The organism is Streptomyces yangpuensis (assembly GCF_024666385.1).
GTDB lineage: Bacteria > Actinomycetota > Actinomycetes > Streptomycetales > Streptomycetaceae > Streptomyces > Streptomyces yangpuensis.
Map to the genome: position 1 here is coordinate 2993364 of NZ_CP102514.1, position 25572 is coordinate 3018935.

At 71.0% G+C, this 25572-nt stretch carries 23 protein-coding genes, 1 tRNA gene and 1 riboswitch; of the genes, 10 read left to right on the plus strand and 14 right to left on the minus strand.

Translation table 11 applies throughout. From position 1 onward, the window contains the following. Positions 1 to 112: 112 nt before the first annotated feature. Positions 113 to 1267, plus strand: coding sequence for an FAD-dependent oxidoreductase (locus NRK68_RS13595; protein ID WP_257855874.1), 1155 nt, complete (start codon positions 113 to 115; stop codon positions 1265 to 1267). A gap of 3 nt (positions 1268 to 1270) precedes the next feature. Here NRK68_RS13595 and NRK68_RS13600 read toward each other — a convergent pair whose 3' ends face one another. After that, positions 1271 to 2113, minus strand: a complete 843-nt coding sequence (locus tag NRK68_RS13600; protein ID WP_183069166.1) for a MurR/RpiR family transcriptional regulator — start codon at positions 2111 to 2113, stop codon at positions 1271 to 1273. Between the two features lie 162 nt (positions 2114 to 2275). On the opposite strand from NRK68_RS13600, the gene NRK68_RS13605 reads away from it, so the two are divergent. Further along, complete coding sequence (locus tag NRK68_RS13605) at positions 2276 to 2653, plus strand: hypothetical protein (RefSeq protein WP_183069165.1); 378 nt, start codon at positions 2276 to 2278, stop codon at positions 2651 to 2653. 444 nt (positions 2654 to 3097) lie between these two features. On the opposite strand, the gene NRK68_RS13610 is transcribed toward NRK68_RS13605, so the two are convergent. Then, positions 3098 to 4480 (minus strand): cystathionine beta-synthase, encoded by a 1383-nt coding sequence (locus NRK68_RS13610; RefSeq protein ID WP_183069206.1) that lies wholly within the window; start codon positions 4478 to 4480, stop codon positions 3098 to 3100. Between the two features lie 128 nt (positions 4481 to 4608). On the opposite strand from NRK68_RS13610, the gene NRK68_RS13615 reads away from it, so the two are divergent. The 3 genes from NRK68_RS13615 (at position 4609) to NRK68_RS13625 (ending at position 8340) form a co-directional block, all read left to right on the plus strand. Next, positions 4609 to 5625 (plus strand): SGNH/GDSL hydrolase family protein, encoded by a 1017-nt coding sequence (locus NRK68_RS13615; protein WP_183069164.1) that lies wholly within the window; start codon positions 4609 to 4611, stop codon positions 5623 to 5625. 177 nt (positions 5626 to 5802) lie between these two features. After that, complete coding sequence (locus NRK68_RS13620) at positions 5803 to 7023, plus strand: acetyl-CoA C-acetyltransferase (RefSeq protein ID WP_257855875.1); 1221 nt, start codon at positions 5803 to 5805, stop codon at positions 7021 to 7023. 501 nt (positions 7024 to 7524) lie between these two features. Then, on the plus strand, positions 7525 to 8340 hold the full coding sequence (locus NRK68_RS13625) for a hypothetical protein (RefSeq protein WP_257857841.1): 816 nt from the start codon (positions 7525 to 7527) through the stop codon (positions 8338 to 8340). On the opposite strand, the gene NRK68_RS13630 is transcribed toward NRK68_RS13625, so the two are convergent. Beyond that, positions 8324 to 8668: a hypothetical protein gene (locus tag NRK68_RS13630; RefSeq protein WP_257855876.1), complete on the minus strand. Its 345-nt coding sequence runs from the start codon at positions 8666 to 8668 to the stop codon at positions 8324 to 8326. The genes NRK68_RS13625 and NRK68_RS13630 overlap by 17 nt on opposite strands. A 101-nt stretch (positions 8669 to 8769) precedes the next feature. Here NRK68_RS13630 and NRK68_RS13635 point away from each other — a divergent pair, with 101 nt between their 5' ends. Beyond that, positions 8770 to 9000, plus strand: a complete 231-nt coding sequence (locus NRK68_RS13635) for a DUF4287 domain-containing protein (protein ID WP_030010339.1) — start codon at positions 8770 to 8772, stop codon at positions 8998 to 9000. 119 nt (positions 9001 to 9119) lie between these two features. On the opposite strand, the gene NRK68_RS13640 is transcribed toward NRK68_RS13635, so the two are convergent. Together NRK68_RS13640 and NRK68_RS13645 are read right to left on the minus strand one after the other, a co-directional pair. Next, on the minus strand, positions 9120 to 9968 hold the full coding sequence (locus NRK68_RS13640) for a Bax inhibitor-1/YccA family protein (RefSeq protein ID WP_183069161.1): 849 nt from the start codon (positions 9966 to 9968) through the stop codon (positions 9120 to 9122). Positions 9969 to 10115: 147 nt separating this feature from the next. Continuing rightward, positions 10116 to 10197, minus strand: a tRNA-Leu gene (locus tag NRK68_RS13645). A 401-nt stretch (positions 10198 to 10598) separates the two neighbouring features. Between NRK68_RS13645 and NRK68_RS13650 the strand changes: the two genes are divergently transcribed. Continuing rightward, complete coding sequence (locus tag NRK68_RS13650) at positions 10599 to 11372, plus strand: ABC transporter ATP-binding protein (RefSeq protein WP_046778925.1); 774 nt, start codon at positions 10599 to 10601, stop codon at positions 11370 to 11372. A 61-nt stretch (positions 11373 to 11433) separates the two neighbouring features. After that, positions 11434 to 13986 (plus strand): ABC transporter permease, encoded by a 2553-nt coding sequence (locus NRK68_RS13655; RefSeq protein ID WP_257855877.1) that lies wholly within the window; start codon positions 11434 to 11436, stop codon positions 13984 to 13986. Between the two features lie 91 nt (positions 13987 to 14077). Here NRK68_RS13655 and NRK68_RS13660 read toward each other — a convergent pair whose 3' ends face one another. Together NRK68_RS13660 and NRK68_RS13665 are read right to left on the minus strand one after the other, a co-directional pair. Then, positions 14078 to 15466 (minus strand): SAM-dependent methyltransferase, encoded by a 1389-nt coding sequence (locus NRK68_RS13660; RefSeq protein WP_183069159.1) that lies wholly within the window; start codon positions 15464 to 15466, stop codon positions 14078 to 14080. Positions 15467 to 15612: 146 nt separating this feature from the next. Next, a complete protein-coding gene (locus NRK68_RS13665; protein WP_046778922.1) occupies positions 15613 to 16998 on the minus strand; it encodes an NAD(P)/FAD-dependent oxidoreductase in 1386 nt (461 codons plus the stop codon). Between the two features lie 546 nt (positions 16999 to 17544). Here NRK68_RS13665 and NRK68_RS13670 point away from each other — a divergent pair. Beyond that, entirely contained in the window at positions 17545 to 17817 is a 273-nt protein-coding gene (locus tag NRK68_RS13670; RefSeq protein WP_257855878.1) for a type II toxin-antitoxin system Phd/YefM family antitoxin, read from the plus strand. Beyond that, entirely contained in the window at positions 17814 to 18083 is a 270-nt protein-coding gene (locus tag NRK68_RS13675) for a type II toxin-antitoxin system RelE family toxin (RefSeq protein ID WP_183069158.1), read from the plus strand. The genes NRK68_RS13670 and NRK68_RS13675 overlap by 4 nt, the downstream gene beginning before the upstream one ends. A gap of 48 nt (positions 18084 to 18131) precedes the next feature. Here the strand turns inward: NRK68_RS13675 and NRK68_RS13680 are convergent, their stop codons facing one another. The 7 genes from NRK68_RS13680 to NRK68_RS13710 form a co-directional block, all read right to left on the minus strand. Next, the gene (locus NRK68_RS13680; RefSeq protein ID WP_257855879.1) at positions 18132 to 19100 is read right to left on the minus strand and encodes a Ppx/GppA phosphatase family protein; all 969 of its coding nucleotides are present in this window, start codon (positions 19098 to 19100) and stop codon (positions 18132 to 18134) included. Beyond that, a complete protein-coding gene (locus NRK68_RS13685) occupies positions 19097 to 19651 on the minus strand; it encodes a DUF501 domain-containing protein (RefSeq protein WP_183069156.1) in 555 nt (184 codons plus the stop codon). Before NRK68_RS13685 ends, NRK68_RS13680 begins: the two co-directional genes overlap by 4 nt. A 44-nt stretch (positions 19652 to 19695) precedes the next feature. Then, complete coding sequence (locus tag NRK68_RS13690; RefSeq protein WP_030961444.1) at positions 19696 to 20184, minus strand: FtsB family cell division protein; 489 nt, start codon at positions 20182 to 20184, stop codon at positions 19696 to 19698. Positions 20185 to 20274: 90 nt separating this feature from the next. Continuing rightward, positions 20275 to 21561, minus strand: a complete 1287-nt coding sequence (eno, locus tag NRK68_RS13695) for a phosphopyruvate hydratase (RefSeq protein ID WP_046778918.1) — start codon at positions 21559 to 21561, stop codon at positions 20275 to 20277. 285 nt (positions 21562 to 21846) lie between these two features. Further along, positions 21847 to 22554 carry a transglycosylase family protein gene (locus NRK68_RS13700; RefSeq protein WP_257855880.1) on the minus strand — a complete coding sequence of 236 codons (708 nt, stop codon included), beginning with the start codon at positions 22552 to 22554 and terminating at the stop codon, positions 21847 to 21849. Between the two features lie 3 nt (positions 22555 to 22557). Beyond that, positions 22558 to 22727: riboswitch (cyclic di-AMP (ydaO/yuaA leader) on the minus strand. Between the two features lie 276 nt (positions 22728 to 23003). Further along, positions 23004 to 24041 carry a LysM peptidoglycan-binding domain-containing protein gene (locus NRK68_RS13705; RefSeq protein WP_257855881.1) on the minus strand — a complete coding sequence of 346 codons (1038 nt, stop codon included), beginning with the start codon at positions 24039 to 24041 and terminating at the stop codon, positions 23004 to 23006. A gap of 88 nt (positions 24042 to 24129) precedes the next feature. After that, positions 24130 to 25407 (minus strand): cytochrome P450 family protein, encoded by a 1278-nt coding sequence (locus NRK68_RS13710; protein ID WP_183069153.1) that lies wholly within the window; start codon positions 25405 to 25407, stop codon positions 24130 to 24132. Between the last annotated feature and the right edge of the window lie 165 nt (positions 25408 to 25572).

A 25572-nucleotide genomic window follows, 5' to 3' on the forward strand; every position in this document is an offset into this window, starting at 1 on the left:
AGCGTAGGCCAACATCTGTGTGCCAACAACCGTTGACATGACGGCCGGAGTGGCGCACTCTGATGTCAACAGCCGTTGGCCAACACCTGTTGGCAATTTGGAGGAGGCCGCCATGACCAGCACCGCCGCTCTCCCGCTCCCCGCCCGCACCGAGGTCGCCGTCGTCGGCGCCGGCCCCACCGGGCTCGCCCTCGCCGTGACCCTGGCGGAGGCCGGAATCGACTTCGTGCTGCTCGACCGGCAGGCGGAGGGCGCCAACACCTCCCGTGCCGCCGTCGTGCACGCCCGCACCCTGGAGGTCCTCGACGAGCTCGACCCGAGCGGCGCGCTGAGCGCCGATCTGGTCGGCCGCGGCGTCCCCGTCACCCGGTTCGGCATCCGCGACGGCGCCCGGCTCCTCGCGGCCGTCGACTTCGACCGCCTGCCCACGGCCCACCCGTACGCGCTGATGGTCCCCCAGTACGAGACCGAGGCCGTCCTCCTGCGCCGCCTGCGGGCGCTCGGCGGTGACGTCCACCGCCCCTACGAGGTGACCGCCGTCGCCCAGGACGCGGAAGGAGCCACCCTCACCACCGCCACCGGCGAGACCCTGCGTGCCGCACACGTCGTGGGCGCCGACGGTATGCACAGCGCGGTCCGTACGGCCGCCGGCATGGCCTTCGAGGGCGGCTCCTACGGGGAGTCCTTCGTCCTCGCCGACGTGATCATGGACTGGGCCCCGGGCCCGCGCGAGGTGTCGCTCGCCTTCGGTGCCGCCGGGCTCACCGTGATCGCCCCGCTGCCCGGAGGGCACTACCGGGTCGTCGCCACCGTCGCCGAGGCCCCCGCCGAACCGGACCTGGCCTTCGTCCGCGGCCTGCTCGACGAACGCGTCCCCGGCCAGGCGGCCGTCCGCGACATCGTCTGGTCCTCCCGGTTCCGGATCCACCACCGCGTCGCCGACCGCTACCGCGCCGGCCGGCTGTTCCTCGCCGGGGACGCCGCCCACGTGCACAGCCCGGCCGGCGGGCAGGGCATGAACACCGGCATCCAGGACGGCTACGCGCTCGGCCGCGCCCTGGCCTCCGGAGACCTCGACGGCTACGAGGCCGCCCGCCGTCCCGTAGCCCTGCGCGTGGTGGCCCTGACCCACCGGATGACCCGGGTCGCCACCGCCCGCAACGGGGCCCTGCGCGCCGTGCGCAACACCGTGCTGCCCGTCCTCGCGCGCGTCCCGGCCCTGCGCGTCCGGCTCGCCACCGAGCTGGCGGAGCTCAACTACCGCTGAGGCTCACTCCACGAACAGGCCGCGGTTCGCCGCACGGGTGTCGAAGGCCTCCAGGCGGGCCTGGGCGTCCGGCAGGGCGTCCGCCATCGCCTCCAGCAGGACCCGCCCCAGCAGCATCGGCGCGCACGCCGTGTCGAAGGCCAGGCCGGTGCCGACCGGGGCGGGGATCAGGAGGTCCGAGTGCCGGGCCACCGGCGCGAAGGCCGAGTCCGCGACCGTCACCACGGTCAGGCCGGCCTTACGCGCGCGTTCCAGGGTCTCCACGACCTCGCGGGGGTACCGGGGCAGGGCGAAGCACAGCAGGGCCGTGGCGCCCTCGTAGAGGGCCGCGTCGATGCGGTCCTCCATCATCGACCCGCCCTCGTCCAGGAGCCGGACGTCCGGGTGCACCTTGGCGGCGAAGTACGCGAAGCCGCGCGCCTGCGAGGACGCCGCCCGCAGCCCGAGCACCGGCAGCGGGGCGGAGGCGGCGAGCAGCCGCCCCGCCTCCTCGACCGGCGCGGGGTCGGCGAGCATCTCGGCGAGCTGCCGCAGGTTCTCGATCTCGCCGAGGACGGCCTGCTGGTACTCGTTGAACGCCTCCTCCTGGACGGCGGCGGCCCGCTCGGCCGGAGCCACCTCGCGCAGGTGCTTGCGCAGCGCGGGATAGCCGTCGAAACCGAGCGCCACGGCGAACCGGGTCACCGACGGCTGGCTCACCCCGGCCAGCTCGGCGAGCTCGACGCTCGACAGGAAGGGCACCTCCGCCGCCCCGCGCACCATGCAGTGGGCGATCCGCCGCTGGGTCGGGGTCAGCCGGTGCCCCTCGAACAGCGCCTGGAGCCGCGCCGCCGGGCTGTCGTTCATGCCGTCCCCCTCGGTCCCGGTGATTTATTCAGCCACGGAGCACTCTGCATGCGGTTATGCAGCGGGGCAAGCCGGTGCCCGCGATGCGGATACCGGGCGGACGGGGCGGATACGGGGGCTAGCCCCAGTGCCGGGGCTCGCGGCGCTTCCTACGGTGGGGGCATGGACGCCCACGCCCAAGAGCTGAAGAAGGAATTCGACGCGACGCTGACGGCCCGGCGGGAGCTGGGCCCGGAGTACGAGGCCGCATTGGTGGAATCGTTCGTCGAGAAGGTCGACACCCAGGTCCGGCGCCGGCTCGCCGAGGAACGCCTGGCCGCGGCGCGCGGCGAGGGCCCGTACGCCGTCCCGGCCGACGGGAACTTCGGCGAACGCTTCGGCTTCGCCATCATCACCCTGGTCCTGGCGATCCCGCTGTCGGCCATCGCCGGCACGCAGGCGGGCTTCAAGGGGCTGCTGGTGGCCTGGGCCGGGATCGCGGGGGTGAGCTTCATCCACGCGGCTCGCCTGCGGCGCGCCCGGCCGGACGACGTGGCCTGAGGCCCTGTCCCGCCGGTGCGTGCGGCACCGCTTCAGGGCTCCGCCCGGCGAGTGAGCCGAAGGGGCGCGCCGGGGAGAGTGCCCCGGAGGCGAACCGGGCCGGAAAGACGGGGGAGTTTGCGCGGGGACCGCCGCACCCTCGCGGGCGAGGGGCGGGACGACGGCGGTCCCCGCGGAGGACACGGCCGGGTCAGGGCCGTCCGCGTCCATGGTGTCCGCTGGTCCGGGAGCCGCTCCGGAGGTCTGCGTACACCGTCGGTGGTGCCGGCCGGGTCCGGTTTCCAGGGCTCCCTGCCGACAACCACCACTGTGCCGGGGCCGTGTTAAGGACGTGCTGCTGTCACGTGTCCGGCCCGTACCGTTTGCGCGACGGCCGGAATACGCCGGTGCCCGGGGCGGGCGGCGGGCGTGGACCCGCGCGCCGTGCCCCGGGCGGACCGCCGGCTACTTCGGGGTCTTCGCCAGGAAGGCGAGGAGGTCCTGGCGGCTCACCACACCGGTGGGCTTGCCCTCGACCAGCACGATCGCCGCGTCGGCCTCGCCGAGCACCGACATCAGCTCGGACACCGGCTCGCCGGAGCCGACCTGCGGCAGCGGCGAGCTCATGTGCTTCTCCAGCGGGTCGGAGAGCGAGGCGCGCTGCGCGAACAGTGCCGCGAGCAGCTCCTTCTCGACCACGGAGCCGATGACCTCGGCGGCCATGACGTCGGGGTGGCCGGCGCCGGGCTTGACGATCGGCATCTGGGAGACGCCGTACTCGCGCAGGACCTCGATGGCCTCGCCGACGGTCTCCTCGGGGTGCATGTGGACGAGGGAGGGAATGCCGCCCTCCTTGTCGTTCAGCACGTCACCGATGCGCGCGGCGGGGCCGGCCTCCTCCAGGAAGCCGTGGCCCGCCATCCACTCGTCGCTGAAGATCTTGCTGAGGTAGCCGCGGCCGCTGTCCGGCAGCAGGACGACGACCACGTCGTCCGGGCCGAGGCCCTCGGCGGCCTTCAGCGCGGCCACGACGGCCATGCCGCAGGAGCCGCCGACGAGCAGGCCCTCCTCCTTGGCGAGGCGGCGGGTCATCTGGAAGGAGTCCTTGTCGGACACCGCGATGATCTCGTCCGTGACGTTCGGGTCGTAGGCGGTCGGCCAGAAGTCCTCGCCGACGCCCTCGACGAGGTACGGGCGGCCCGATCCGCCGGAGTAGACCGAGCCCTCGGGGTCGGCGCCGATGACCTTGACCTTCCCGCCGCTGACCTCCTTCAGGTAGTTGCCGGTGCCGGAGATCGTGCCGCCCGTGCCGACGCCCGCGACGAAGTGGGTGATCTTCCCGTCCGTCTGCTCCCACAGCTCGGGACCGGTGGTCTCGTAGTGCGAACGGGGGTTGTTCGGGTTGCTGTACTGGTCGGGCTTCCAGGCGCCGGGCTCGCGCGCGAGGCGGTCGGACACGTTGTAGTACGAGTCCGGGTGCTCGGGGTCGACGGCGGTCGGGCAGACCACGACCTCGGCGCCGTACGCGCGCATCACGTTGATCTTGTCCATGGACACCTTGTCAGGGCAGACGAAGATGCACTTGTAGCCCTTCTGCTGGGCCACGATGGCGAGTCCTACACCCGTGTTGCCGCTGGTCGGCTCCACGATGGTGCCACCGGGCTTGAGGGCTCCGCTCTGCTCGGCGGCCTCGATCATCCGTACGGCGATCCGGTCCTTCACGGATCCGCCGGGATTGAAGTACTCGACCTTCGCAAGGACGGTGGCCTGCAGGCCTTCGGTCACACGGTTGAGCTTCACCAGCGGGGTGTTGCCGACGAGGCTGATCATCGAGTCGTGGAATTGCACCATGTTCTCCAAGGAGGGGACTCCACGGGTTCTCCGGGAGGCACCGCCAGGGTATGCCGAAAGGGATTGGCCGACCGTGTGTACGGGGCAGGTAGGGGTCAATGAGACGCGAGGAGGTGGCCTGAAGGATGTCCAGGGCGAGAACAGCCCGCCGGATCGCGGCGGGGGCGGCGTACGGCGGTGGCGGCATCGGACTCGTCGGGGCCGCCGCGGTCGGGCTGGTACTGGCGGAGGTGCAGTTCGCCAAGCGCACGGTGGGCACCGGGCTGGGCGAGCCGCCGCGCGCGGACGGGCTGTACGGGAGCGAGTTCGGCGGCCCGGAGCAGAGCCCGGGCCCGCTGCGGCTGGGCATGCTGGGCGATTCGACGGCCGCCGGGCTCGGCGTGCGGCGGGCCCGGCAGACCCCGGCGGCGCTGCTGGCCTCGGGGCTCGCGGCGGTCGCGGAGCGGCCGGTCGAGCTGCGCAACGTGGCCCTGTCGGGTGCCATGTCGGACGATCTGGACCGGCAGGTCGGGCTGCTGCTGGACCGGGACGCGCCCCCGCCCGACGTGTGCGTGATCATGATCGGCGCGAACGACGTGACGCGCCGGATGCCCCCGACCCAGTCGGTGCGGCTGCTGACCTCGGCGGTGCGCCGGCTGCGGCTGGCGGGCTCCGAGGTGGTGGTGGGCACCTGCCCGGACCTCGGCACGATCGAGCCGGTGTACCAGCCGCTGCGCTGGCTGGCCCGCCGCGTGTCCCGGCAGCTGGCCGCCGCGCAGACCATAGGGGTGGTCGCCCTGGGGGCCCGTACGGTCTCGATGGGGGACCTGCTGGGCCCGGAGTTCGCCGCGAACCCGCGCGAGATGTTCGGCCCGGATTCCTACCACCCGTCGGCGGAGGGGTACGCGACGGCCGCCATGGCCGTGCTGCCCACGCTGTGCGCGGCGCTCGGCCTGTGGCCGGAGTCGGACCGGCTGGACGTGTCGCGGGACGAGGACATGCTGCCGGTGGCGAAGGCCGCGTCGGCCGCCGCGGGCCAGGCGGGTACGGAGGTCACGGCGGGGCGCGGCCCCTGGGTCCTGCTCAAGCACCGCCGGCGGCGGCGGGTGCCGGGCGAGGACCCGGCCCCTGCGGCCCCGGACGCGGCGGGGTTCGTCCCGTAGGGGCACGGGAACCCCTCCTTCGCGGCCCGCGGCCGGGGAGGCGCCCCTTGGGGGTGCGGCCCCCGGCCGGCCGGGTCGGCGGGAGCGACCGGCATCACACCCCCAGGCCGGTGACCTCGACCGTACGGGGCGGTAACTTCGCATCCGGTCCCGCAACGACGCACCCTTGGAGTCCCGATGCCCGAAGCAGTCATCGTTTCCACCGCCCGCTCTCCCATCGGGCGCGCCTTCAAGGGATCCCTCAAGGACGTCCGCCCGGACGACCTGACCGCGACGATCATCCAGACGGCCCTGGCCAAGATCCCCGAGCTGGACCCGCGCGAGATCGACGACCTGATGCTGGGCTGCGGTCTGCCGGGCGGCGAGCAGGGCAACAACCTGGCCCGCATCGTGGCCGTGCAGATGGGCATGGACTTCCTCCCGGGCACGACCATCACCCGCTACTGCTCCTCCTCGCTGCAGACGTCCCGGATGGCCCTGCACGCCATCAAGGCGGGCGAGGGCGACGTGTTCATCTCCGCGGGTGTGGAGACGGTGTCGCGGTTCGCGAGGGGCAACTCGGACTCCTGGCCCGACACCCACAACCCGCTCTTCGCGGACGCGGAGGCCCGTACGGCCGCCGTCGCCGAGAGCGAGGGCTCGTCCTGGCACGACCCGCGCGAGGACGGCCTCGTCCCCGACGCGTACATCTCGATGGGTCAGACCGCCGAGAACCTGGCCCGCCTGAAGGGCGTGACCCGCCAGGACATGGACGAGTTCGGCGTCCGCTCGCAGAACCTCGCCGAGGAAGCCATCAAGAACGGCTTCTGGGCCCGCGAGATCACCCCGATCACCACCCCGGACGGCACGGTCGTCTCCACCGACGACGGCCCGCGCGCCGGCGTGACGCTGGAGGGCGTGCAGGGCCTGAAGCCCGTCTTCCGCCCCGACGGCATGGTGACGGCCGGCAACTGCTGCCCGCTGAACGACGGCGCCGCCGCGCTGGTCATCATGAGCGACACGAAGGCCCGCGAGCTGGGCCTGACCCCGCTGGCCCGGATCGTCTCCACCGGTGTCACCGGCCTCTCCCCGGAGATCATGGGCCTGGGCCCGGTCGAGGCGTCGAAGCAGGCCCTGAAGCGGGCCGGCCTGACGGTCGGCGACATCGACCTGTTCGAGATCAACGAGGCGTTCGCGGCCCAGGTCATCCCGTCGTACCGGGACCTGGAGATCCCCCTCGACAAGCTGAACGTCAACGGCGGGGCCATCGCCGTGGGTCACCCCTTCGGGATGACCGGCGCCCGCCTGACCGGCACCCTGATCAACAGCCTGCAGTTCCACGACAAGCAGTTCGGCCTGGAGACGATGTGCGTGGGCGGCGGCCAGGGCATGGCCATGGTGATCGAGCGGCTGAGCTGAGCCGTAGCGGAGGGTAGGGGTCGGCCGAGGAACGAGGCCGGCACCTGCCCGCAGCGGTGGCGAAGCTCAGCGCGACCAAGAAAGAGAGCGGCTGAGCTGAGCCGTAGCGGAGGGTAGGGGTCGTGCGAGGAACGAGCGCGACACCTGCGCGCAGCGCGATCACGTGCTCGCAGCCGCTGAGATCCCGCCCGTTCGTAGCCGAAAGTAGGACTGCGGCTACTGGATCAAGAACGGGGCCAGTCGCCCCTTGGTGGCGCGGGCCGTACTGACGCCGGTTCTAATCCCGTCGCGGCCTACCTGTGACCGAATCTCCCCCAGGATGTGACCTATGTCCTGGGGGATCGGTGTTTATGCAGGTCAGCACTGGAACAGGGGTGCAAGGTGTGACGAAAGCCCTGTCCATTTCGTGACGTAATGCACTGCACGCCATTCCCAGGCCGGGACACTCTGATGTAGGAAGTCGGGGGATCGAATCACCTCAGGAGTTAGTCAGTGAGCGCCATGTCTCTTGCCCTGCTGCTGACCACGGCCGCTGCCACGGCCGTGGGCGCTGCTGCTCTGCACGCCGTCCACGGTCTGCGCAAGCAGGTCACCGCCCTGCGCGACGAGCTGGCGGTGCCGGTCCACGCCCGCGCCGCGACCGTCCCGCACGCCCGCAACGCCGCCGAGTCCCCCGCCGCGGAGATACGAGCGGCCGTGGCCGAGGCCCTGGCCGAGGAGCGCGAGCGGGAGCTGGCCGAGGCGCGCGCCTTCTGGGCCGCGCAGGAGGCCCGCGACGCCGCCGACGCCCCTTCGCTACTGGGCGGCCTGCCCGGGCTCGGCGAGGACAGCCCGGTCTTCCTGCCCCGGCAGGCCGACCTGGTGGGCCTGGAGCCGGTCCTGGGCGAGGAGGCGCTCGACGAGCTCCCCGGGTACCCGGAGGACTCGGCCGAGCTGGCCGCCGCCCGCCGGCGCCACCCCTCGCACCCCGACTTCGTACCGGTGCAGGCCGCGCACCCCGGCGCCGACCACGAGCGCACCGTGAACCGTCTGGAGGAGCTCGCGGAGGCCCGTACGGCCCTCGCGGACGTCCGTCCCGGCCCGCTGGGCACGCTGGACGTGTACGTCTTCACCGACGGCACCACGCTGTGCATGACCCCGGGGCACCGGGAGACCGCGGAGCGGCTCGCCGAGGCACTGCGCTCGGGCACCGCTCCGGTCCTGCTGGGCGGCTCGGGGATCTCCGGCGCCTACGCGCTGACCTTCTCCTGCGGTGACTCCGAGGACCCCGACAGCAACGTCTACATCCTGGCGGACCGGGTCATCGCGTCGCTCTGATCTCCGCCTGCTCCACCAGCGATACGGCCTCGTCCAGCACCTCGGACGGGGCCTTCGCCGTGTCCGGGGCGGCGGCGGCGCCGCGCAGGGCCTCGGCGAGGTCCCGCCCGGCCACGGCCACCTGGTCCCCGACCACGAAGATCCCGGCGTCCGGCATCTCCCGGGGGGCCCGTCCGGGCTCCTCCAGCTGCTGCGCCCGTACGGAGAGCTCGCGGGCCAGTTCCAGCGCCACGGCGGCCATCCCCTGCTGGAGGCGGCTCTGCGGTGCGGCCCGCAGCCGGTCGGCGAAACGGTCCACGGCGGCGCTCAGGGGCGAGGTATCAAGCACCCGGCCGACCCTACGTGTCGTCCGGGCACCATTGCCAACGGGCGAACTCTCCGGCACGGTGGCGTGAAGAGAACAGCACGGCAAAACCTCCGGAGGCGCCCATGTCCGTAGAGTTCTCCGAGCAGACCCACCGCAACATGATCGACAGAATCCCCCAGACCACCGGTCGTGAGGTTTCCGACTGGCTCCGCACCGTCGACGACGGCCCCTCCCTCGTCCGGTTCGAGGAGAAGGTCAGCTGGCTGCGCGGCGCGCACGAGCTGTCGTACGGCCAGGCCAAGGCGATCATCCACGAGTACGACCTGCGCCGGGCCGCACGCCGGTTCGGCTGACCCTTCTCCCTCGACCCCGTAGCCCCCTACACGCACGGGAAGGCCCCGCGAGCGGTCGCTCGCGGGGCCTTCCCGTGCGGTGTGCAGGACCGGGCGGGCCTGACGGCCCGCCGGTCCTGCTAGTCGTCGCCGGAGAGGATCTGGAAGATGCGCAGCATCTCGATGTAGATCCACACCAGGGTCATGGTGAGGCCGAAGGCGGCCAGCCAGGCCTCCTCGCGCGGGGCGCCGTACGTCACGCCGTCCTCGACCTGCTTGAAGTCGAGGGCGAGGAAGCAGGCGCCGAGGATGACACCGATGGCGCCGAACAGCAGGCCGAGGCCGCCGCTGCGGAAGCCGAGGCCGTCACCGCCGCCGAAGACCGCGAACAGGGTGTTCGCGAGCATGAGCAGCATGAAGCCCAGGGCCGCGGCCATCACGAAGCCGACGAAGCGGCGGTTGACGCGGATCCAGCCCATCTTGTAGGCGAGGAGCACGGCGGCGAAGACGCACATCGTGCCCAGCACGGCCTGGATGACCACGCCGGCGCCGAAGTAGGTGCTGGTGGCCGCGCTGATCACGCCGAGGAACACGCCCTCGAAGGCCGCGTAGGCCAGGATCAGGCCCGGGGCGGCCTTCTGCTTGAACGACTGGATCATCGCGAAGACGAAGGCCACCAGGGCGGCGCCGATGCCGATCGCGTACGACTTGGTCAGGTTGGCCGGGTCGACGGGCAGCAGCACCCAGGAGAGGGTCGCCGTTACGATGAGCGTGCCGAGCGTCATGGCCGTACGGCTCACGACGTCGTCGATGGTCATCGCGTCGGTGCGCGCCGGCGCCTGCGGCATACCCGTGGCCGGGTCCATCGCGTAAGGGTTCGTCGCGTACGGGTTGGTCCCGGCCTGCTGGTGCTGCGCGTCAAAGCCCGCGTAGCCACCGTTGTCGCGGCTGAACCCCCGTCGCGAGAAGACCGGGTTACTGCTCCTCATCTCACTCCTCCGTGGCCACCGAGCGCGGCCTTGCAACAAGAGTAATGCGCTCGCAAAGAAAGCACCCTACTGCTGGAGGAGGATCTTAGGAGAAGGCATGGCGAAGCGCAGGGGATAAACGAGGGGAGCCTCGCCAGAGCTGCGGAGTGCCCGGAGCCGGACTTGAACCGGCACGGCCCGAAGGCCAGCGAGGTTTAAGCTCGCCGTGTCTGCATTCCACCATCCGGGCAGGGCGTGGCGGCCCCCGTGGAAAAAAGCCTTGAACGCTGTGCCGAGCCTATCCGGAAGACACTCTCCGCCGACGGGACGTCTATCCGATGTTGTCTGATTTTATTGGCGCTTGAGGGTCCGTCAGGCCCCAGAATGCGCGGTCGGCCCGTTCTGGACGGCGATCACCACCTGTACGGGAATGACGGGATTTCGATGGCCCGCGCCACCCCCCGCGCCACCCTCCCCGCCACCCCGGGCCGGCGCCCGCCGGGCAGGCCTCCTGTCATACCAGAGGAGGAGGCGCGCCCGCCCGCCGTCAGTCTCGAGTGGGCCCGCGAACAGGCACGGCGGCTGATCCGCGGCGTGTAAGGGCCGGGTGAGGATGAAGGAGTCCCGCACAACAGACCGAGGAGCAGTCCTGTGACCACCATGAACCACGCCCCGCGCACCGCCCAGGCCGTGGCCGCCCGCGCCACCGGCCTCTCCAAGGTGTACGGCCAGGGCGAGACCCAGGTGGTCGCCCTGGACAACGTCTCCGTGGACTTCGGGCAGGGACAGTTCACCGCGATCATGGGCCCCTCGGGCTCCGGCAAGTCCACCCTGATGCACTGCGTCGCCGGCCTGGACACCTTCTCCGCCGGCTCGGTCCGCATCGGCGAGACCGAACTGGGCTCCCTCAAGGACAAGCAGCTCACGCAGCTGCGCCGGGACAAGATCGGCTTCATCTTCCAGGCGTTCAACCTGCTGCCGACCCTGACGGCCCTGGAGAACATCACGCTCCCCATGGACATCGCCGGCCGCAAGCCCGACCAGCAGTGGCTGGACACCGTCGTGAACATGGTCGGTCTCTCCGGCCGCCTGGGCCACCGGCCCACCCAGCTCTCCGGCGGCCAGCAGCAGCGCGTGGCCGTCGCCCGCGCCCTGGCCTCCCGCCCCGAGATCATCTTCGGTGACGAGCCGACCGGAAACCTGGACTCCCGCTCCGGCGCCGAGGTCCTCGGCTTCCTGCGCAACTCCGTCCGCGAGCTCGGCCAGACCGTCGTGATGGTCACCCACGACCCGGTCGCCGCCTCCTACGCGGACCGCGTCATCTTCCTCGCCGACGGCCGGATCGTCGACGAGATGCTCAGCCCCACCGCCGACGGCGTGCTGGACCGCATGAAGGCCTTCGACGCCAAGGGCCGCACCAGCTGACCCCGGGCCCCGCCCCAGGCCGCCCTCTCCCAGACTTCCAGCCCCAGGACTGAGATCTCCCATGTTCCGTACCGCCCTGCGCAACGTCCTCGCGCACAAGGCCCGGCTGTTGATGACGGTGCTCGCCGTCACCCTCGGCGTCGCCTTCGTATCCGGCACCCTCGTCTTCACCGACACCCTCAAGAAGTCCCTCTCCGGCCAGTCCGCCAAGAGCTACGAGGGCGTCGCCGTCTCGGTCACCTCCTACGGCCAGGGCCGCAACGAGGAGGGCCAGAAGGAGGGCGAGCCCGGCCTCGGCCAGCAGACCCTCGACAGGATCAAGGCACTCCCGGGCGTCGACACCGTCTCCGGCAGCGTCTCGGGCTTCGCCGGAGTCGGCGACGAGAACGGCAAGCTGATCGGCTCCGGCTGGTCCAACAAGGGCGGCAACTTCACGCCCGTCAAGGACGGCAAGGACCCGCGCTACACCTTCACCCAGGGCGCCGGCCCGGCCAGGGCCGACGAGGTCGCCCTCGACAGGGCCACCGCCGACACGGGCAGGTACAAGGTCGGCGACAAGGTGCGCGTCGCCACCAACGGCCCGGTCAAGGAGTACACCCTCGCCGGCGTCTTCACGACCGAGGACGGCGCCGTGCAGGCCGGCGGCAGCCTGGTCCTCTTCGAGACCAAGGTCGCCCAGGAGCTCTACCTCAAGCCCGGCTACTTCCAGGAGCTGTCGGTCGCCGCGAAGAACGGCACCTCCCCCGAGAAGCTGCTCGCCGACATCAAGCCGCTGCTCGACAGCAGGACGACCAAGGCGCAGACCGGCACGGCGCTCGCCGCGGAGCAGGCCAAGCAGATCGAGAAGGGCCTCAGCGACCTCAGCACGATGCTGCTCGTCTTCGCCGGCATCTCGCTCTTCGTCGGCATCTTCCTGATCTACAACACCTTCACCATGCTGGTCACCCAGCGCACGAAGGAACTGGCCCTGCTGCGCGCCGTCGGCGCCAACCGCGGCCAGGTCATGCGCTCGGTCCTCACCGAGGCTCTCGTCGTCGGCTTCCTGTCGGCCGCCGTCGGCCTGCTCGGCGGCATCGGCCTGGCCCTCGGGATCCGCTCCGTCATCGGCTCCCTCGGCGCCAAGCTGCCGGGCGGCGCCCCCGTGATCGCCCCGGGCACCGTCGTCGCCGCTTTCGTCATCGGCGTCGTCGTCACCACCGTCGCCGCCCTGCTGCCGGCCTGGCGCACCGGCCGGATCGCACCCGTGGCCGCCATGGGCAGCGCCCACCTGCCGGCCTCCTCGAAGTCCCTGCTCCTGCGCAACATCCTCGGTTCGGTCATCAGCCTCGGTGGCATCGGCCTGGTCTTCCTGGGCGTGTCCAAGGGCGGTGACACCGGCCGCATGATCATGGGCGGCGGCGCCTTCTTCATGCTGATCGGCATGATCGTGCTGCTGCCGCTGCTCTCCCGGCCGGTCATCGGCGCGGTCCGCCCGCTGCTGCAGAAGGTGTTCGGCGTCCCCGGCAAGCTCGCCGCGCAGAACGCCGTCCGCAACCCGCGCCGCACCGCCGTCACGGCCGCCTCCCTCGCGATCGGCCTGACCCTCGTCACCACGCTGTCCGTGCTCGGCATCACCGTCGGCAAGGTCGTCGACCGCATGAGCACCGAGAAGCTCAAGGCCGACTACCGGGTCTCCATGTCCTCCGACGCGGGCAGCCTCGACAAGTCCGTGGCCGAGACCCTGGCCAAGGCCCCCGGCATCAAGGCGGTCTCCCCGCAGTCGGCCGGCTACTTCCTGGTCGACGGCGACTTCCGGGCCGCCTCCGGCGTCAACCCGGCCGCCATCGGCCGGCTCCTCAACATCGAGGTCCTCAGCGGCTCGCTCGACAGCCTCGGCAAGGGCGACGTCGCCGTCGCCGAGAAGACCGCCACGAAGCAGAAGTACACCGTCGGCAGCGCGCTCAAGCTGACCTACGACGACGGCCGGGAAGCGTCGGTGAAGGTCGGCGCGATCTACAAGGACATGGAGGGGCTGCTCTCCCCCTACATCATCGACGACAAGATCCTCAGCGAGCACAGCGAGGAGATGTACATCCCCGAGGTGTACGTCAACGTGGACGGCGGGGCCTCCAAGGCCGCCCAGCAGAAGGTCGTCGACGCCCTCGGCAAGAACCCGGCCATCAAGGTCGCCACCCAGCAGGACATGCGCAACGAGATGGGCGGCATGATCAACACGATGCTGAACATCATGTACGGCCTGCTCGGCATGGCGCTGGTCATCTCGGTGCTCGGTGTGGTCAACACCCTGGCCATGTCCGTCTTCGAGCGGACCCAGGAGATCGGCATGCTGCGCGCCATCGGCCTCGACCGCAGCCGGGTCAAGAACATGATCCGCCTCGAAGCCGTGGTGATCTCCCTCTTCGGAGCCGCCCTCGGCGTCGCCATCGGTATCTTCCTCGCCTGGGCCGTCGGCTCCACGCTGGCGAAGTCCATGCCCGGCTACGAGCTGATCCTCCCGTGGGACCGGATCGGGATCTTCCTCCTGCTGGCCGCCGTGGTCGGCGTCCTGGCCGCCATGTGGCCGGCCCGCAGCGCCGCCCGTCTGAACATGCTGACCGCCATCAAGACCGAGTAGCGGACCGCGTCACGCGGAAGGCGGAACGATTCGTGGAAGGGCCCCGGGGCGACACGCCCCGGGGCCCTTCCCGTCGTCCGCGCAGGAACGATTACGCCGGCTGCGCGCCCCAGGTTCGCAGCCGCAGCGGCAGCCCGGCGTCCCCGCGCGCCGCGGACCGCACCGCCAGCACCTGGTTGACCCCGAGGCGGCCCCGCTCGAAGCCGAGCGCGGAGGCCGCCATGTAGAGCCGCCAGACCCGGGCCCGGCCCGCCGAGGTGAGGGCCACCGCCTCGTCCCAGTGCTCCTCCAGCCGGGCCACCCAGGCCCGCAGGGTCAGGGCGTAGTGCTCGCGCAGCGCCTCCACGTCGCGGACCTCGAAGCCGGCCCGTTCCAGTTCACCGACCGTGGTGCCGACCGGGGAGAGCTCGCCGTCGGGGAAGACGTAGGCGTCGATGAACTCGTCCACCCGGTAGGCCGATTCGTCGGCCTCCGGCGGGCGGGCGATCTGGTGGTTGAGCAGCAGGCCGCCGGGGCGCAGCAGGGCGTGCAGGGTGCGGGCGTAGTCGCGGTACCGGTCGGCTCCGACGTGTTCGGCCATCCCGATGGAGGAAATGGCGTCGTAGGGGCCGTCCTTGACGTCCCGGTAGTCCTGGATGCGGATCTCGACCAGATCGGCCAGGCCCTCGTCCGCGGCCTTCTTGCGGGCGTACACGGCCTGTTCGCGCGAGAGCGTGATCCCGGTGACGCGGGCGCCGTACTCACGGGCCGCGTGCAGGGCCATGGAGCCCCAGCCGCAGCCGACGTCGAGGAGCCGGTCCCCGGGCTCCAGGGCGAGTTTGCGGCAGACCAGGTCGAGTTTGTCGTGCTGGGCCCGCTCCAGGGTCGAGCCGGGGGTCCAGTAGGCGCAGGAGTACACCATGGAGGGGCCGAGGACCCGCTCGTAGAAGTCGTTGCCGACGTCGTAGTGGTGGCTGATGGCCTGCCGGTCGCGGCCCCTGGTGTGCCGGGGGCCGCCGCGCCGGACCGCTTCCTCGTCGGGCGGCGCGGGCGCCGGCCACGGCCTGGCGAGGGCGACGAGGTCCCGTACGGCGCCCCGCGTGTCCGCGTCGCGCAGCAGCTCGGCGGTGGCAGCGGCGGTGGTCGCGGCGGCCGCGACCGCCCGGGGCAGGCGCGGACGCAGCGCGCCGAGGCGGGAGGCGGGCGGGGCGGGCGCGGGCGCCGGCCGCCGGTCCCGGTCCCAGAGCAGGCCGGACACCCGGTCCAGCAGCTCGAAGAGGTCGCCCTCGACGGTCAGGTCACCGGCCACCCAGGCCCGGGCCAGGCCCAGCTCTCCGGGCTTCCACAGCATCCGGCGCAGGGCCCGGCGGCCCCGGACGACGAGGACGGGGCCGCCGGGCGGCCCGGCCTCGGTACCGTCCCACGCGCGGATGCGCACGGGCAGGGGGCCGCCCAGCAGGGTCTCGGCAAGAGCGGCCAGCCGCGGAGCGGCGTCGGTCATGGCGCACCTCCACAAAGTTCCGACCCATCCGTCTACCCATCCGCGGCCCCGGGTACGCCGAAGGGGCCGCCCGCACCACGGATGGCGGGCGGCCCCTTCGGGGTCGTACCTTCGACCGGCTCAGCGGCCGGTCTCCCGACGCAGGGTCAGGAGGCCTTGGCCTTCTCGGCCGGAGCAGCGGCGGCGGCCGGGGCCGGCGCCGGCTTGGCGGCCTCGTAGAACTCCTCGCGCGGCGTCTCCAGCGCGCCGAGGGAGACGACCTCGCGCTTGAGGAACATGCCGAGGGTCCAGTCGGCGAAGACGCGGATCTTGCGGTTCCAGGTCGGCATGGCCATGCCGTGGTAGCCACGGTGCATGTACCAGGCGAGCCGGCCCTTGAGCTTGATCTTCATCTTGCCCATGACGATCATCGCGACGCCCTTGTGGACACCGAGACCCGCCACAGCACCCTTGTTGGAGTGCGAGTACTCGGTCTGCGGGAAGCCCCGCATGCCCGAGATGACGTTGTCGCCGAGGACCTTGGCCTGGCGCAGCGCGTGCTGGGCGTTCGGCGGGCACCAGGCGTTCTCGACGCCGGCCCGGCGGGAGGCCATGTCCGGAACCTGGGCGTTGTCGCCGGCGGTCCAGATGTAGTCGGTGCCCTTGACCTGGAGGGTCGGCTCGGCGTCGACGTGGCCGCGCGGGCCCAGCGGGAGGCCGAAGCGGGCCAGAGCCGGGTTCGGCTTGACGCCGGCGGTCCAGACGATGGTGTTGGAGTCGACCTCGAGGCCGTTCTTCAGCACCACGTGGCCGTCCACGCAGGAGTCCATGGAGGTGTTGAGGTAGATCTCGATGCCGCGGGACTCGAGGTGCTCCTTGCCCCAGGTGCCGAGCTTGGGCCCGACCTCGGGGAGGATCTTGTCGGCCGCGTCGACCAGGATGAAGCGCATGTCCTCGCGCTTGATCGTGGAGTAGTACTTCGCGGCGTCACGGGCCATGTCCTCGACCTCGCCGATCGTCTCGGCGCCGGCGAAGCCGCCGCCGACGAAGACGAAGGTGAGGGCCTTGCGGCGGACGTCCTCGTCCGTCGTGGACTCGGCCTTGTCGAGCTGCTCGAGTACGTGGTTGCGCAGGCCGATGCCCTCCTCGACACCCTTCATGCCGATGCCCTGCTCTGCGAGACCGGGGATCGGGAAGGTGCGGGAGACGGCGCCGAGGGCGATCACCAGGTAGTCGAAGGGCAGCTCGTACGCCTCGCCGACCAGCGGCGTGACGACGGCGACCTTGCGGTCCTGGTCGATGGTGGTGACCCGGCCGGTGAGAACCTCAGCCTTGGGCAGCACGCGTCGCAGCGGGACGACGACGTGCCGCGGCGAGATGCTGCCTGCGGCCACTTCGGGGAGGAAGGGCTGGTAGGTCATGTACGAGCGCGGGTCGACGACCGTGACGGTCGCCTCGCCGTAGCGCATCTTCTTCATGATGCGCTTGGCTGCGTACAGGCCTACGTACCCACCTCCTACAACGAGGATCCTGGGACGCTCCGTGGTGCTCATGAGAACGAGTATCCAGCACCCAATGGGGTGTTGCTCGTGAGCCCCTTCACAAGGAGACGGAGGGCCTCTGCTACACTCCGCCGCCCACGTGACGGACGTCATGAAGCGCGACGGGAACCAAGGTGTAGCGGGAGTCGTTGTTCACCCGTCCTGAACTGGCCTCCAAGGCTTGAACCGGAGTAGACCACCGGGTTTCGTCCTTACCTCCGACGCCGGACGCGTCGCCTCCGTGGATCGCACGAACGCGCGACAAAAGGGGCCTCAGGCCCTCCGCAAGGCCCCGAAGGACCCTTCCCGTGGCCCAGCAGGCACCTTTTCCTTGTGAAGAACTTCACGAACTTTTTCTGGATCATGGCGCCGAAGAGCCCTCACGCCCTGGTTCGAAGGTCGTTCGGCCCATGGACCAGATGAATCCACCGGTCATCTCGGGTGGGGCCATGGCTCGTTGCGGTAGCCGGCGCCGTCGCTGGGCCGTCGGCTCAGCGTCCCGCGCCTGCCACGATTGCCGGACCGGTGCGTGTACACATGCGCGCGTACACTGCTGTCATGAGTGAGAACGCAGTGACCGTGCGCGAGGCCCGCGCCCATCTCGCAGACCACATCAATCGGGCGGAGCAGGGCGCGTCGACCGTAATCACCCGTAACGGCGCTCCGGTGGCCGCCCTGGTACCCATCGCGGACTTCAACGCGCTCGAAGAGGCGGCGGACGAACTGCTCGCCCGCGAGGCGGAGGCCGTGCTGGCCGAAGGCGGTCCGACCGTGACCATGGCCGAGCTGCTGGCCGACCTGTTCAGCGAGCGGGGTGACGGAGCGGCGTGAAGTACGCGTTCCGGTTCACCGCGGCGGCGCAACGACAGCTCCGGGCGATCGACAGGCCGGCCGCGATGCGCATCCTCGCCTCACTGACCGCGCTGGGAGACGATCCGTACCGCGAGGACGCCGACGTCAAGAAACTCACCGGACCGTCCGGCCTCTACCGGCTCCGGGTCGGCAGCTACCGGATCGCCTATCAAGTCCTGGACGGTGAGCTCGTCATCCTCGTCGTCAAGGTCGGCGACCGGCGCGACGTCTACCGCAACATCTGAGTCCGACGTGACGATGGCGCTCCGGTCGGTGGACCGGAGCGCCATCGTTCAGCGGCTCCTGTCGGCCGCGACGTCTTCCGCGGTCTTGATCGCAATGCCGTCGAGGATGTCGTGCTCGGAGACCACGACCTCCGAGGCGCCGATGCGCTCCATGATCGCCAGCAGGACCAGTGCGCCCGCGCCGATCACGTCGACCCGGCCCGGGTGCATCACGGGGATCGCCGCGCGCTCGTCGTGCGTGGCCGTCAGCATCCGCTCGGTGATCGCGCGGACCTGCCCGTAGGAGATCCGGGAGTGGTGGATCTCCGACGACCGGTACTCGGGCAGCCCCAGGGCGATGCCGGCGATCGTGGTCACCGAGCCCGCCAGACCGACCAGGGTGCGCGCCTCGGCCAGCGGGACGGTCTCGGACGCGAGGTCCAGCGCGGCCTCGATGTCGGCCCGGACGGCCGCGATCTGCTCCTCGGACGGCGGGTCGGTGACCACGCCGTCCACCACCAGGTGGCGCTCGGTCATCCGGACGCAGCCCACGTCCACGGAGCGGGCGGCCCGGACGTGGTCGTCGCCGACCACGAACTCGGTCGAGCCGCCGCCGATGTCGACCACGAGGAACGGCCGCTCCAGGTGCTCGTGCGCGGTCAGTTCCTTGGTGGCGCCGGTGAAGGAGAACTCCGCCTCCTGGTCGCCGGAGATCACCTCGGGCTCGACGCCCAGGATCTCCACGACACCGCGGACGAAGTCGTCCCGGTTCTCGGCGTCGCGGGAGGCCGAGGTCGCCACGAAGCGCACCCGCTCCGCGCCCAGCTCCTTGATGACCGCCGCGTACTCGCGGCAGGCGGCGAAGGTGCGCTCCAGCGCCTCCGGGGCCAGGCGCCCGGTCCGGTCCACGCCCTGGCCGAGCCGGACGATGGTCATCCGCCGGTCGAGCTCGACCAGCTCGCCCGTGGCGGGGTCGCAGTCCGCCACGAGCAGCCGGATGGAGTTCGTACCGCAGTCGATGCCCGCGACCCGGGTCACCGGGACTCCTCGTCCTGCGTCCCGGCCTTCTTCTCGCCGCACGGCGTGACGCAGGCGCCCTTGGCCCACCACTCGGGCAGCATCGCGAGGGCCTCGTCGCCGAACGGGTTCACGCCGGGGCCGGCGGCGAGGGAGTGGCCGACGAGCACGTGCAGGCACTTGACCCGGTCCGGCATGCCGCCGGCGCTCGGGAAGCCCTGGAGCACCTCGATGGCGTCGCGGCGCCGGATGTAGTCCTCGTGCGCGGCCTGGTAGGCGGCGGCGAGCTCCGGGTCCTCGGCGAGCCGGGCCTGCATCTCCTTCATCACGCCGTTGGCCTCCAGCGTCCCGATGGCGGAGGCCGCGCGCGGGCACGTCAGGTAGTACAGCGTCGGGAAGGGGGTGCCGTCGGGGAGCCGCGGCGCGGTCTCCACCACGTCGGGCTGCCCGCAGGGGCAACGGTGCGCGATGGCGCGCAGCCCGCGCGGCGGGCGGCCGAGCTGCTGCTCGAACGCCTCGATGTCCGCGTCGGTCGGCTCGGTCCGGTCGGTCTGGGGCGGGGGCGTCTGCATGCCTGGAGGAAGTCTCTTCGTTCTCGTGGATGGGTGCTGCGGTACTAGTCGTTCGGGCGGTCGGCCTTGTCGACGCCGTCCCAGACGTTCGAGTACCAGGGGCGGTCGGAGCCGGCCTGGCCGGTCCGGTGCGGCTCCGGCGGCCGTGCCCCGGGGTCGCTCATGATGTAGCCGACCTCCCCCGGGCGCAGGAAGTGCAGGTGCTTGCGCGCCTGCTGCTCCGCGTACGCGTCGTCCTGCCAGCGGGCCTTCTCGTCGCGGAGCCGCTCCAGGCGGTCCCGCGCCGCCGCGGCGGCCCGCTGCTGCTCCGCGATCTCCGAGCGCTGGGAGACGTACTGGCGCATCGGATACGCGAGGGCGACGACCAGCGTACAGAGCACGAGCACCAGGAGCGCGGCCCTGCCGGTGAGGCGGCTGCGGCGCACCTGACGGCGCGTCTGCGAACGGTAGACGTGGGCCGCGGTCCGCTCACCGAGCTGCTTGAGCCGCGTCGCGGTGGAGAAGGTGGAGAACCGATCCCGGTTCCCGGCCATTGGTCCGCCTCCCCTTTGGTGCGCACTACGCAATACGTCCCCGCACACGGTACGGGACCGAGTGCGGGGACGTACGGAGGCTGAGCGTGATTAGCCCTTGAAGCGCGGGAAGGCGCTGCGGCCCGCGTACACCGCGGCGTCGTCGAGGATCTCCTCGATGCGCAGCAGCTGGTTGTACTTGGCGACGCGGTCCGAGCGGGCCGGGGCGCCGGTCTTGATCTGACCGCAGTTCACGGCGACGGCGAGGTCGGCGATGGTGACGTCCTCGGTCTCACCGGAGCGGTGGGACATCATGCACTTGAAGCCGTTGCGCTGGGCCATCTCGACGGCGTCGAGGGTCTCGGTCAGCGAACCGATCTGGTTCACCTTCACGAGCAGGGCGTTCGCGGAGCCCTCCTCGATGCCGCGGGCCAGGCGCTCGGGGTTGGTGACGAAGAGGTCGTCGCCGACGATCTGGACCTTGGCGCCCAGGCGGTCGGTGATGGTCTTCCAGCCGGCCCAGTCGTCCTCGAACAGCGGGTCCTCGATGGAGACGAGCGGGTACGCCTCGACGAGCTCGGCGTAGTAGTCGGTCATCTCGGCGGCCGAGCGGGACTGGCCCTCGAACTCGTACTTGCCGTCCTTGTAGAACTCGGACGCGGCGACGTCGAGCGCGAGCGCGATGTCCTTGCCCGGGGTGTAGCCGGCCTGCTTGATGGCCTCGATGATGAGGTCGAGCGCGGCGCGGTTGGACTCCAGGTTCGGGGCGAAGCCGCCCTCGTCACCGAGGCCGGTGGACAGGCCCTTGGTGTGCAGGACCTTCTTGAGGGTGTGGTAGACCTCGGCACCCCAGCGCAGCGCCTCGGAGAAGGACTCCGCGCCGATCGGGGCGATCATGAACTCCTGGATGTCCACGTTGGAGTCGGCGTGCGACCCACCGTTGAGGATGTTCATCATCGGAACGGGCAGCAGGTGCGCGTTCGGGCCGCCGAGGTAGCGGAAGAGCGGGAGGTCCGAGGCCTCGGACGCGGCGTGCGCGACGGCGAGGGAGACGCCGAGGATGGCGTTGGCGCCGAGCGAGCCCTTGTTGTCGGTGGCGTCGAGGTCGAACATGGCCTGGTCGATCAGGCGCTGCTCGGTGGCGTCGTAGCCGACGAGCTCCGGGCCGATCTGCTCGATGACGGCCAGAACGGCCTTCTCGACGCCCTTGCCCATGTAACGGTCGGGGTCACCGTCACGCAGCTCGATGGCCTCGAATGCACCGGTGGAGGCGCCGGACGGAACGGCAGCACGGCCGGTGCTGCCGTCGTCGAGGCCCACCTCGACCTCGACCGTGGGGTTGCCTCGGGAGTCCAGGATTTCCCGGGCTACGACGACGTCGATGGACGGCACGAGCATCTCCTTCTGGGATGTGACGCTGGGTGTGCGGTGGCGTGTCAGGCCGTGGGATGGCCTTGCCGCCTAGAGCCTAACCGGCTTCGGGGGTTCGACCGGCCGACCGCCCGGCCCCTGGGACGAAAAAGGGACCGAATACCCCTCTTCCGGGACATACAACCCTTGATCATCAGCCTTGGAGGGGCCCACGCGCCCGCACGCACCGCCGCCCGGCGCGTGGGGGGAAGGGGCGCCGGGCGGTGGGAATTCTGCGTCTTGCGTACGCTTTTGCGGCTATTGCCGCGGCGTTCAGCTGAGCTTCAGCTTCTGGCCGGGGTAGATCAGGTCGGCGTCCGAGACGATGTCCTTGTTCAGCTCGAAGAGCTGCTGCCAGCCGCCCTTGACGCCGTTGGCCTCGGCGATGGTGCCCAGGGTGTCGCCGGACTTGACCTCGTAGGAGCCGTTGCCGGTCTTCGGCGCGGCCGGAGCCTCGGTGCGCTCGGAGCGGGTGGTCGGGGCCTCGGCGCGCTTGGTTTCCTTCTTCGGCGCGGCCTTGGTCTCGGTCTTCTTGGTCTCGGTCTTCTTCGTCTCGACCTTCGGCTTGGTGGAGGCCGGGGTCTCGGTGGAGCCGCCACCGGTGTACGAGGAGTTCGACAGGCCCTTGCCGCAGTGCGGCCAGGCGCCCTTGCCCTGCTTCTTGAGGACCTTCTCGGCCACGGCTATCTGCTGCGCCTTCGAGGCCTGGTTGGCCTGCGGGGCGTACGACTTGCCGCCGAACGAGGCCCAGGTGGAGGACGAGAACTGCAGCCCGCCGTAGTAGCCGTTGCCCGTGTTGATGGACCAGTTGCCACCGGACTCGCACTGCGCGACCTTGTCCCACTCGGACGCGGTGGCGGCGCTGGCGGCGCCCGCGGTCATCAGGGGGGCGGCGACGGCCACACCGGCGACACCGGCGAGCGTGACGATGCGAACGGCCTTGGAACCGCGACGGTGCTTGCCCTTGCCGGAAAGCAGCATGAGGTTTCTCCTCACCGACGCCTACGAGGTGAGCTGTCGGGTTCGGGCCGTGAGTACCCGGCGGTGCGGCCTAGCGCACCACTTAACCCCAAGCCGCTTCCCGGCCGTCTCTCAACGGCCGCTCGCGGCACCTACCTTGGTTCCCCCGCTCCTGCCTTCGGCGCTTGACGCGACGACTGTTCCCCCCGTCCGCCGGCAGGATTCGGCGATGCGGTCGAAGGAGCCCGCGGTGGCGGGCGACTCAGAAGGTAGACAGGTCTCTCCCCGATGTTCAACGAGGAACATCGGGGAGGAACGGCCCCTACTTGCGCTCCCCGCAGGGGTGTTTGCGCAGGTGAGAACGGGGTTTGCGGAAGCCCCCGGGCGGGACACGCCAGTTGACCTGAAGAGACACATGTCTCACTTGCAGAAAACAGACAATCAGGTCTTTCCGGACGAACCAACTGCCCTTATTGCACGGTTAGATCCAGATTCTGGCCAGGCTTGATCAGGTTGGCGTCATTGCCGATGACCTGCTCATTGGCCGCGTAGAGGCCGCTCCAGCCGCCCTTCACGCCCTTGGCGACCGCGATGGTCGCCAGGCTGTCGCCCGCCTGCACCGTGTAGACGGGGGCCGGCGCGGCACCGGACGGCGAGCCCTCCTCGGGGGACGGCGCACCGCGGTGCTTGCCGTTGCCCTCGGCGGGAGTGGCGCCCGGGGTGGACGGGGCCGCCGGGGTGGCCCCCGGCGCCGCGGGCGCCGCCGGGGACGGACTCGGAGTGCCCGGCGGGGTCGTGGGCGCCGTCGGGTCCGTCGGGAGGGCCGGAACCGTCGGGTCGGTGGGAGTGACCGGCGGGGTCGTCGGGTCGGTCGGGGTGACCGGCGCGGTCGGGGTGGTCGGCGGCGTCGTCGGGACGTCGGGCGCCGGCATGACGGGCAGTCCCACGGACGGCGCGTCAGGAATGAGGAAGGGGGAGCCCGTGGGGCTCGGGGTCTCCTCGGTCGAGAGCCCGAAGTCCGTCGCCTTCTTGCCGCCCTTGTCGGAGGGCACGACGTCGTCGGGGCGGGACGGCGCGGGGCCGACCGCCTTGGGGCTGCCCGGCAGACCCGGATCGACGACGGCGGCCGGACCCTGCTGGTCCAGTCCGGCCGAGGCCGCGCACAGCGGCCAGGCCTGCGGGCCCTGGGAGGCCAGCACGCGCTCGGCCACGGCTATCTGCTGCGAGCGGCTCGCGAGGTCGGCCCGCTCGGCGAAGTCCAGACCGCCGGCGTTCTGCCATTCCTCCTGGGTGAACTGGAGCCCGCCGTACGCGCCACTGCCGAAGTTCGCGCTCCACGAGCCGCCGCTCTCGCACTCGGCCACCTTGTCCCATGTGGCAGTGTCGGCAGCGGTCGCGCTGGTGGCGGCCAGCAGCGGCATGGCCAGTGCGGAGCCAGTGACTCCGGCTGTGACAACCAGCGCGGGGACCTGGCGGGGGCGTCTGTGACGGCCGTTCCCGGAGAGCATGAGGGATCACCTTTCGCATAACAGCCTGGTAACGGCAGAACCTAGCGGCCTTCGAACGATTGTCACAAGTTCAAGCGGAACCTGACTTTTAATCAGATGTTGAAGAAGTGTTTTGAGCCGTGAAGCGAACGGGAAGAGTACGTAGCCCTCGCATGATCAACCCCCCACGCCAGCGCAGGTCTTGGGCCGGAACGGCAAGTTCCAGATCAGGCAGGCGGGTCAGCAGGGTCGCGAGTGCGGTCTGTCCTTCGAGCCGGGCGAGCGGCGCGCCCAGGCAGTAGTGGATGCCGTGCCCGTATCCCAGATGCTGGTTGTCGGTCCGGGAGAGGTCGAGGGTGTCCGGATCGGCGAACCGTTCGGGATCCCGGTCGGCGGCCGCGAGGACGACCAGGACCGGGTCGCCGGTCCCGATCCGCTCGCCGCCGATGGTCAGCGGCTCGGTGGCGAAGCGCCACGTCGCCAGCTCCACGGGCCCGTCGTAGCGCAGGAGTTCCTCCACGCCGGTGGCCAGCAGTCCGCTCTCACCGGCGGCCAGGGAGGCCTGCAGGCGCTCGCGCTGGACGGGGTTCATGAAGAGGGAGTGGACGCCGTTGCCGATGAGGTTCACGGTGGTCTCGAAGCCGGCGAAGAGCAGGATGAAGGCCATCGCGGTGGCCTCGCCCTCCGTCAGATGGTCACCGTGGTCGCTCGCCCGGATCAGGTCTGAGATCAGATCGTCGCCCAGATCATCCCTTTTGCGATGGATCAGTTCACCGAGGTAGGTCCGCATCTGCTTCACCGACCGGGCGACCCCGCCGCGCGGCCCGCCGCCGTGGCGGATCATCATGCCGGCCCAGTCGCGGAAGTCGTCCTGGTCCTCCCGCGGTACTCCGAGCATCTCGCAGATGGCGTAGATGGGGAGCGGAAAGGCGAACTCGTGGATCAGGTCCGCCTCGCCCCGCCCCGCGAAGGCGTCGATCAGGTGATCGGTGAGCGCCTGCACCCGCGGGGTGAACTCGGCGACCCTGCGCGGGGTGAACGCCTTCGACACCAGCCGCCGCAGCCGGGTGTGGTCCGGCGGGTCGATGTTCAGCAGATGCGTCATCAGCTCCGCCTTGCGCTCCCCCGGGATCCCGGTCTTGCCCCTGGCGTGCGCGGGCTCCGCGTGGTGCGCCGGATTCTTGCTGAGCCGCTGGTCGGCCAGGGCCTGGCGGGCGTCCGCGTAGCGCGTGACCAGCCAGGCCTCGACCCCGCTGGGGAGCCGGGTGCGGTGCACCGGCGCGTTCTCGCGCAGCCACGCGTAGGCCGGATAGGGGTCGGTCGCGAACTCCCACGTGAAGAGTTCGGGCGCCGCGCCGACGGAGGGAGTGGACGACTGATCGTGCATGTCCCCGACAGTAACCGCCGCGCACCGGCGGACCCGCGCGGGCCGCGGCCCGCCGATCCCTCATCCGATATGACGGCTTGGTCGCGGCTGTCCGTAGATCGGACAACGCTTGACCTCGCCCCGTCCGGCACTCCTACTTTCGGATGTGTGGACGTGAGGATCTTG

Excerpts from the sequence above, each read along its gene's own strand:
- NRK68_RS13705 (WP_257855881.1), bottom strand. The coding sequence starts at position 24,041 with ATGCTCTCCGGGAACGGCCGTCACAGACGCCCCCGCCAGGTCCCCGCG.
- NRK68_RS13635 (WP_030010339.1), top strand. The coding sequence starts at position 8,770 with ATGTCCGTAGAGTTCTCCGAGCAGACCCACCGCAACATGATCGACAGA.
- NRK68_RS13620 (WP_257855875.1), top strand. The coding sequence starts at position 5,803 with ATGCCCGAAGCAGTCATCGTTTCCACCGCCCGCTCTCCCATCGGGCGC.
- NRK68_RS13615 (WP_183069164.1), top strand. The coding sequence starts at position 4,609 with ATGTCCAGGGCGAGAACAGCCCGCCGGATCGCGGCGGGGGCGGCGTAC.
- NRK68_RS13690 (WP_030961444.1), bottom strand. The coding sequence starts at position 20,184 with ATGGCCGGGAACCGGGATCGGTTCTCCACCTTCTCCACCGCGACGCGG.
- NRK68_RS13605 (WP_183069165.1), top strand. The coding sequence starts at position 2,276 with ATGGACGCCCACGCCCAAGAGCTGAAGAAGGAATTCGACGCGACGCTG.
- NRK68_RS13670 (WP_257855878.1), top strand. The coding sequence starts at position 17,545 with ATGAGTGAGAACGCAGTGACCGTGCGCGAGGCCCGCGCCCATCTCGCA.
- NRK68_RS13600 (WP_183069166.1), bottom strand. The coding sequence starts at position 2,113 with ATGAACGACAGCCCGGCGGCGCGGCTCCAGGCGCTGTTCGAGGGGCAC.
- NRK68_RS13660 (WP_183069159.1), bottom strand. The coding sequence starts at position 15,466 with ATGACCGACGCCGCTCCGCGGCTGGCCGCTCTTGCCGAGACCCTGCTG.
- NRK68_RS13625 (WP_257857841.1), top strand. The coding sequence starts at position 7,525 with ATGTCTCTTGCCCTGCTGCTGACCACGGCCGCTGCCACGGCCGTGGGC.
- NRK68_RS13700 (WP_257855880.1), bottom strand. The coding sequence starts at position 22,554 with ATGCTGCTTTCCGGCAAGGGCAAGCACCGTCGCGGTTCCAAGGCCGTT.
- NRK68_RS13595 (WP_257855874.1), top strand. The coding sequence starts at position 113 with ATGACCAGCACCGCCGCTCTCCCGCTCCCCGCCCGCACCGAGGTCGCC.
- NRK68_RS13710 (WP_183069153.1), bottom strand. The coding sequence starts at position 25,407 with ATGCACGATCAGTCGTCCACTCCCTCCGTCGGCGCGGCGCCCGAACTC.
- NRK68_RS13685 (WP_183069156.1), bottom strand. The coding sequence starts at position 19,651 with ATGCAGACGCCCCCGCCCCAGACCGACCGGACCGAGCCGACCGACGCG.
- NRK68_RS13655 (WP_257855877.1), top strand. The coding sequence starts at position 11,434 with ATGTTCCGTACCGCCCTGCGCAACGTCCTCGCGCACAAGGCCCGGCTG.
- NRK68_RS13640 (WP_183069161.1), bottom strand. The coding sequence starts at position 9,968 with ATGAGGAGCAGTAACCCGGTCTTCTCGCGACGGGGGTTCAGCCGCGAC.
- NRK68_RS13665 (WP_046778922.1), bottom strand. The coding sequence starts at position 16,998 with ATGAGCACCACGGAGCGTCCCAGGATCCTCGTTGTAGGAGGTGGGTAC.
- eno (WP_046778918.1), bottom strand. The coding sequence starts at position 21,561 with ATGCTCGTGCCGTCCATCGACGTCGTCGTAGCCCGGGAAATCCTGGAC.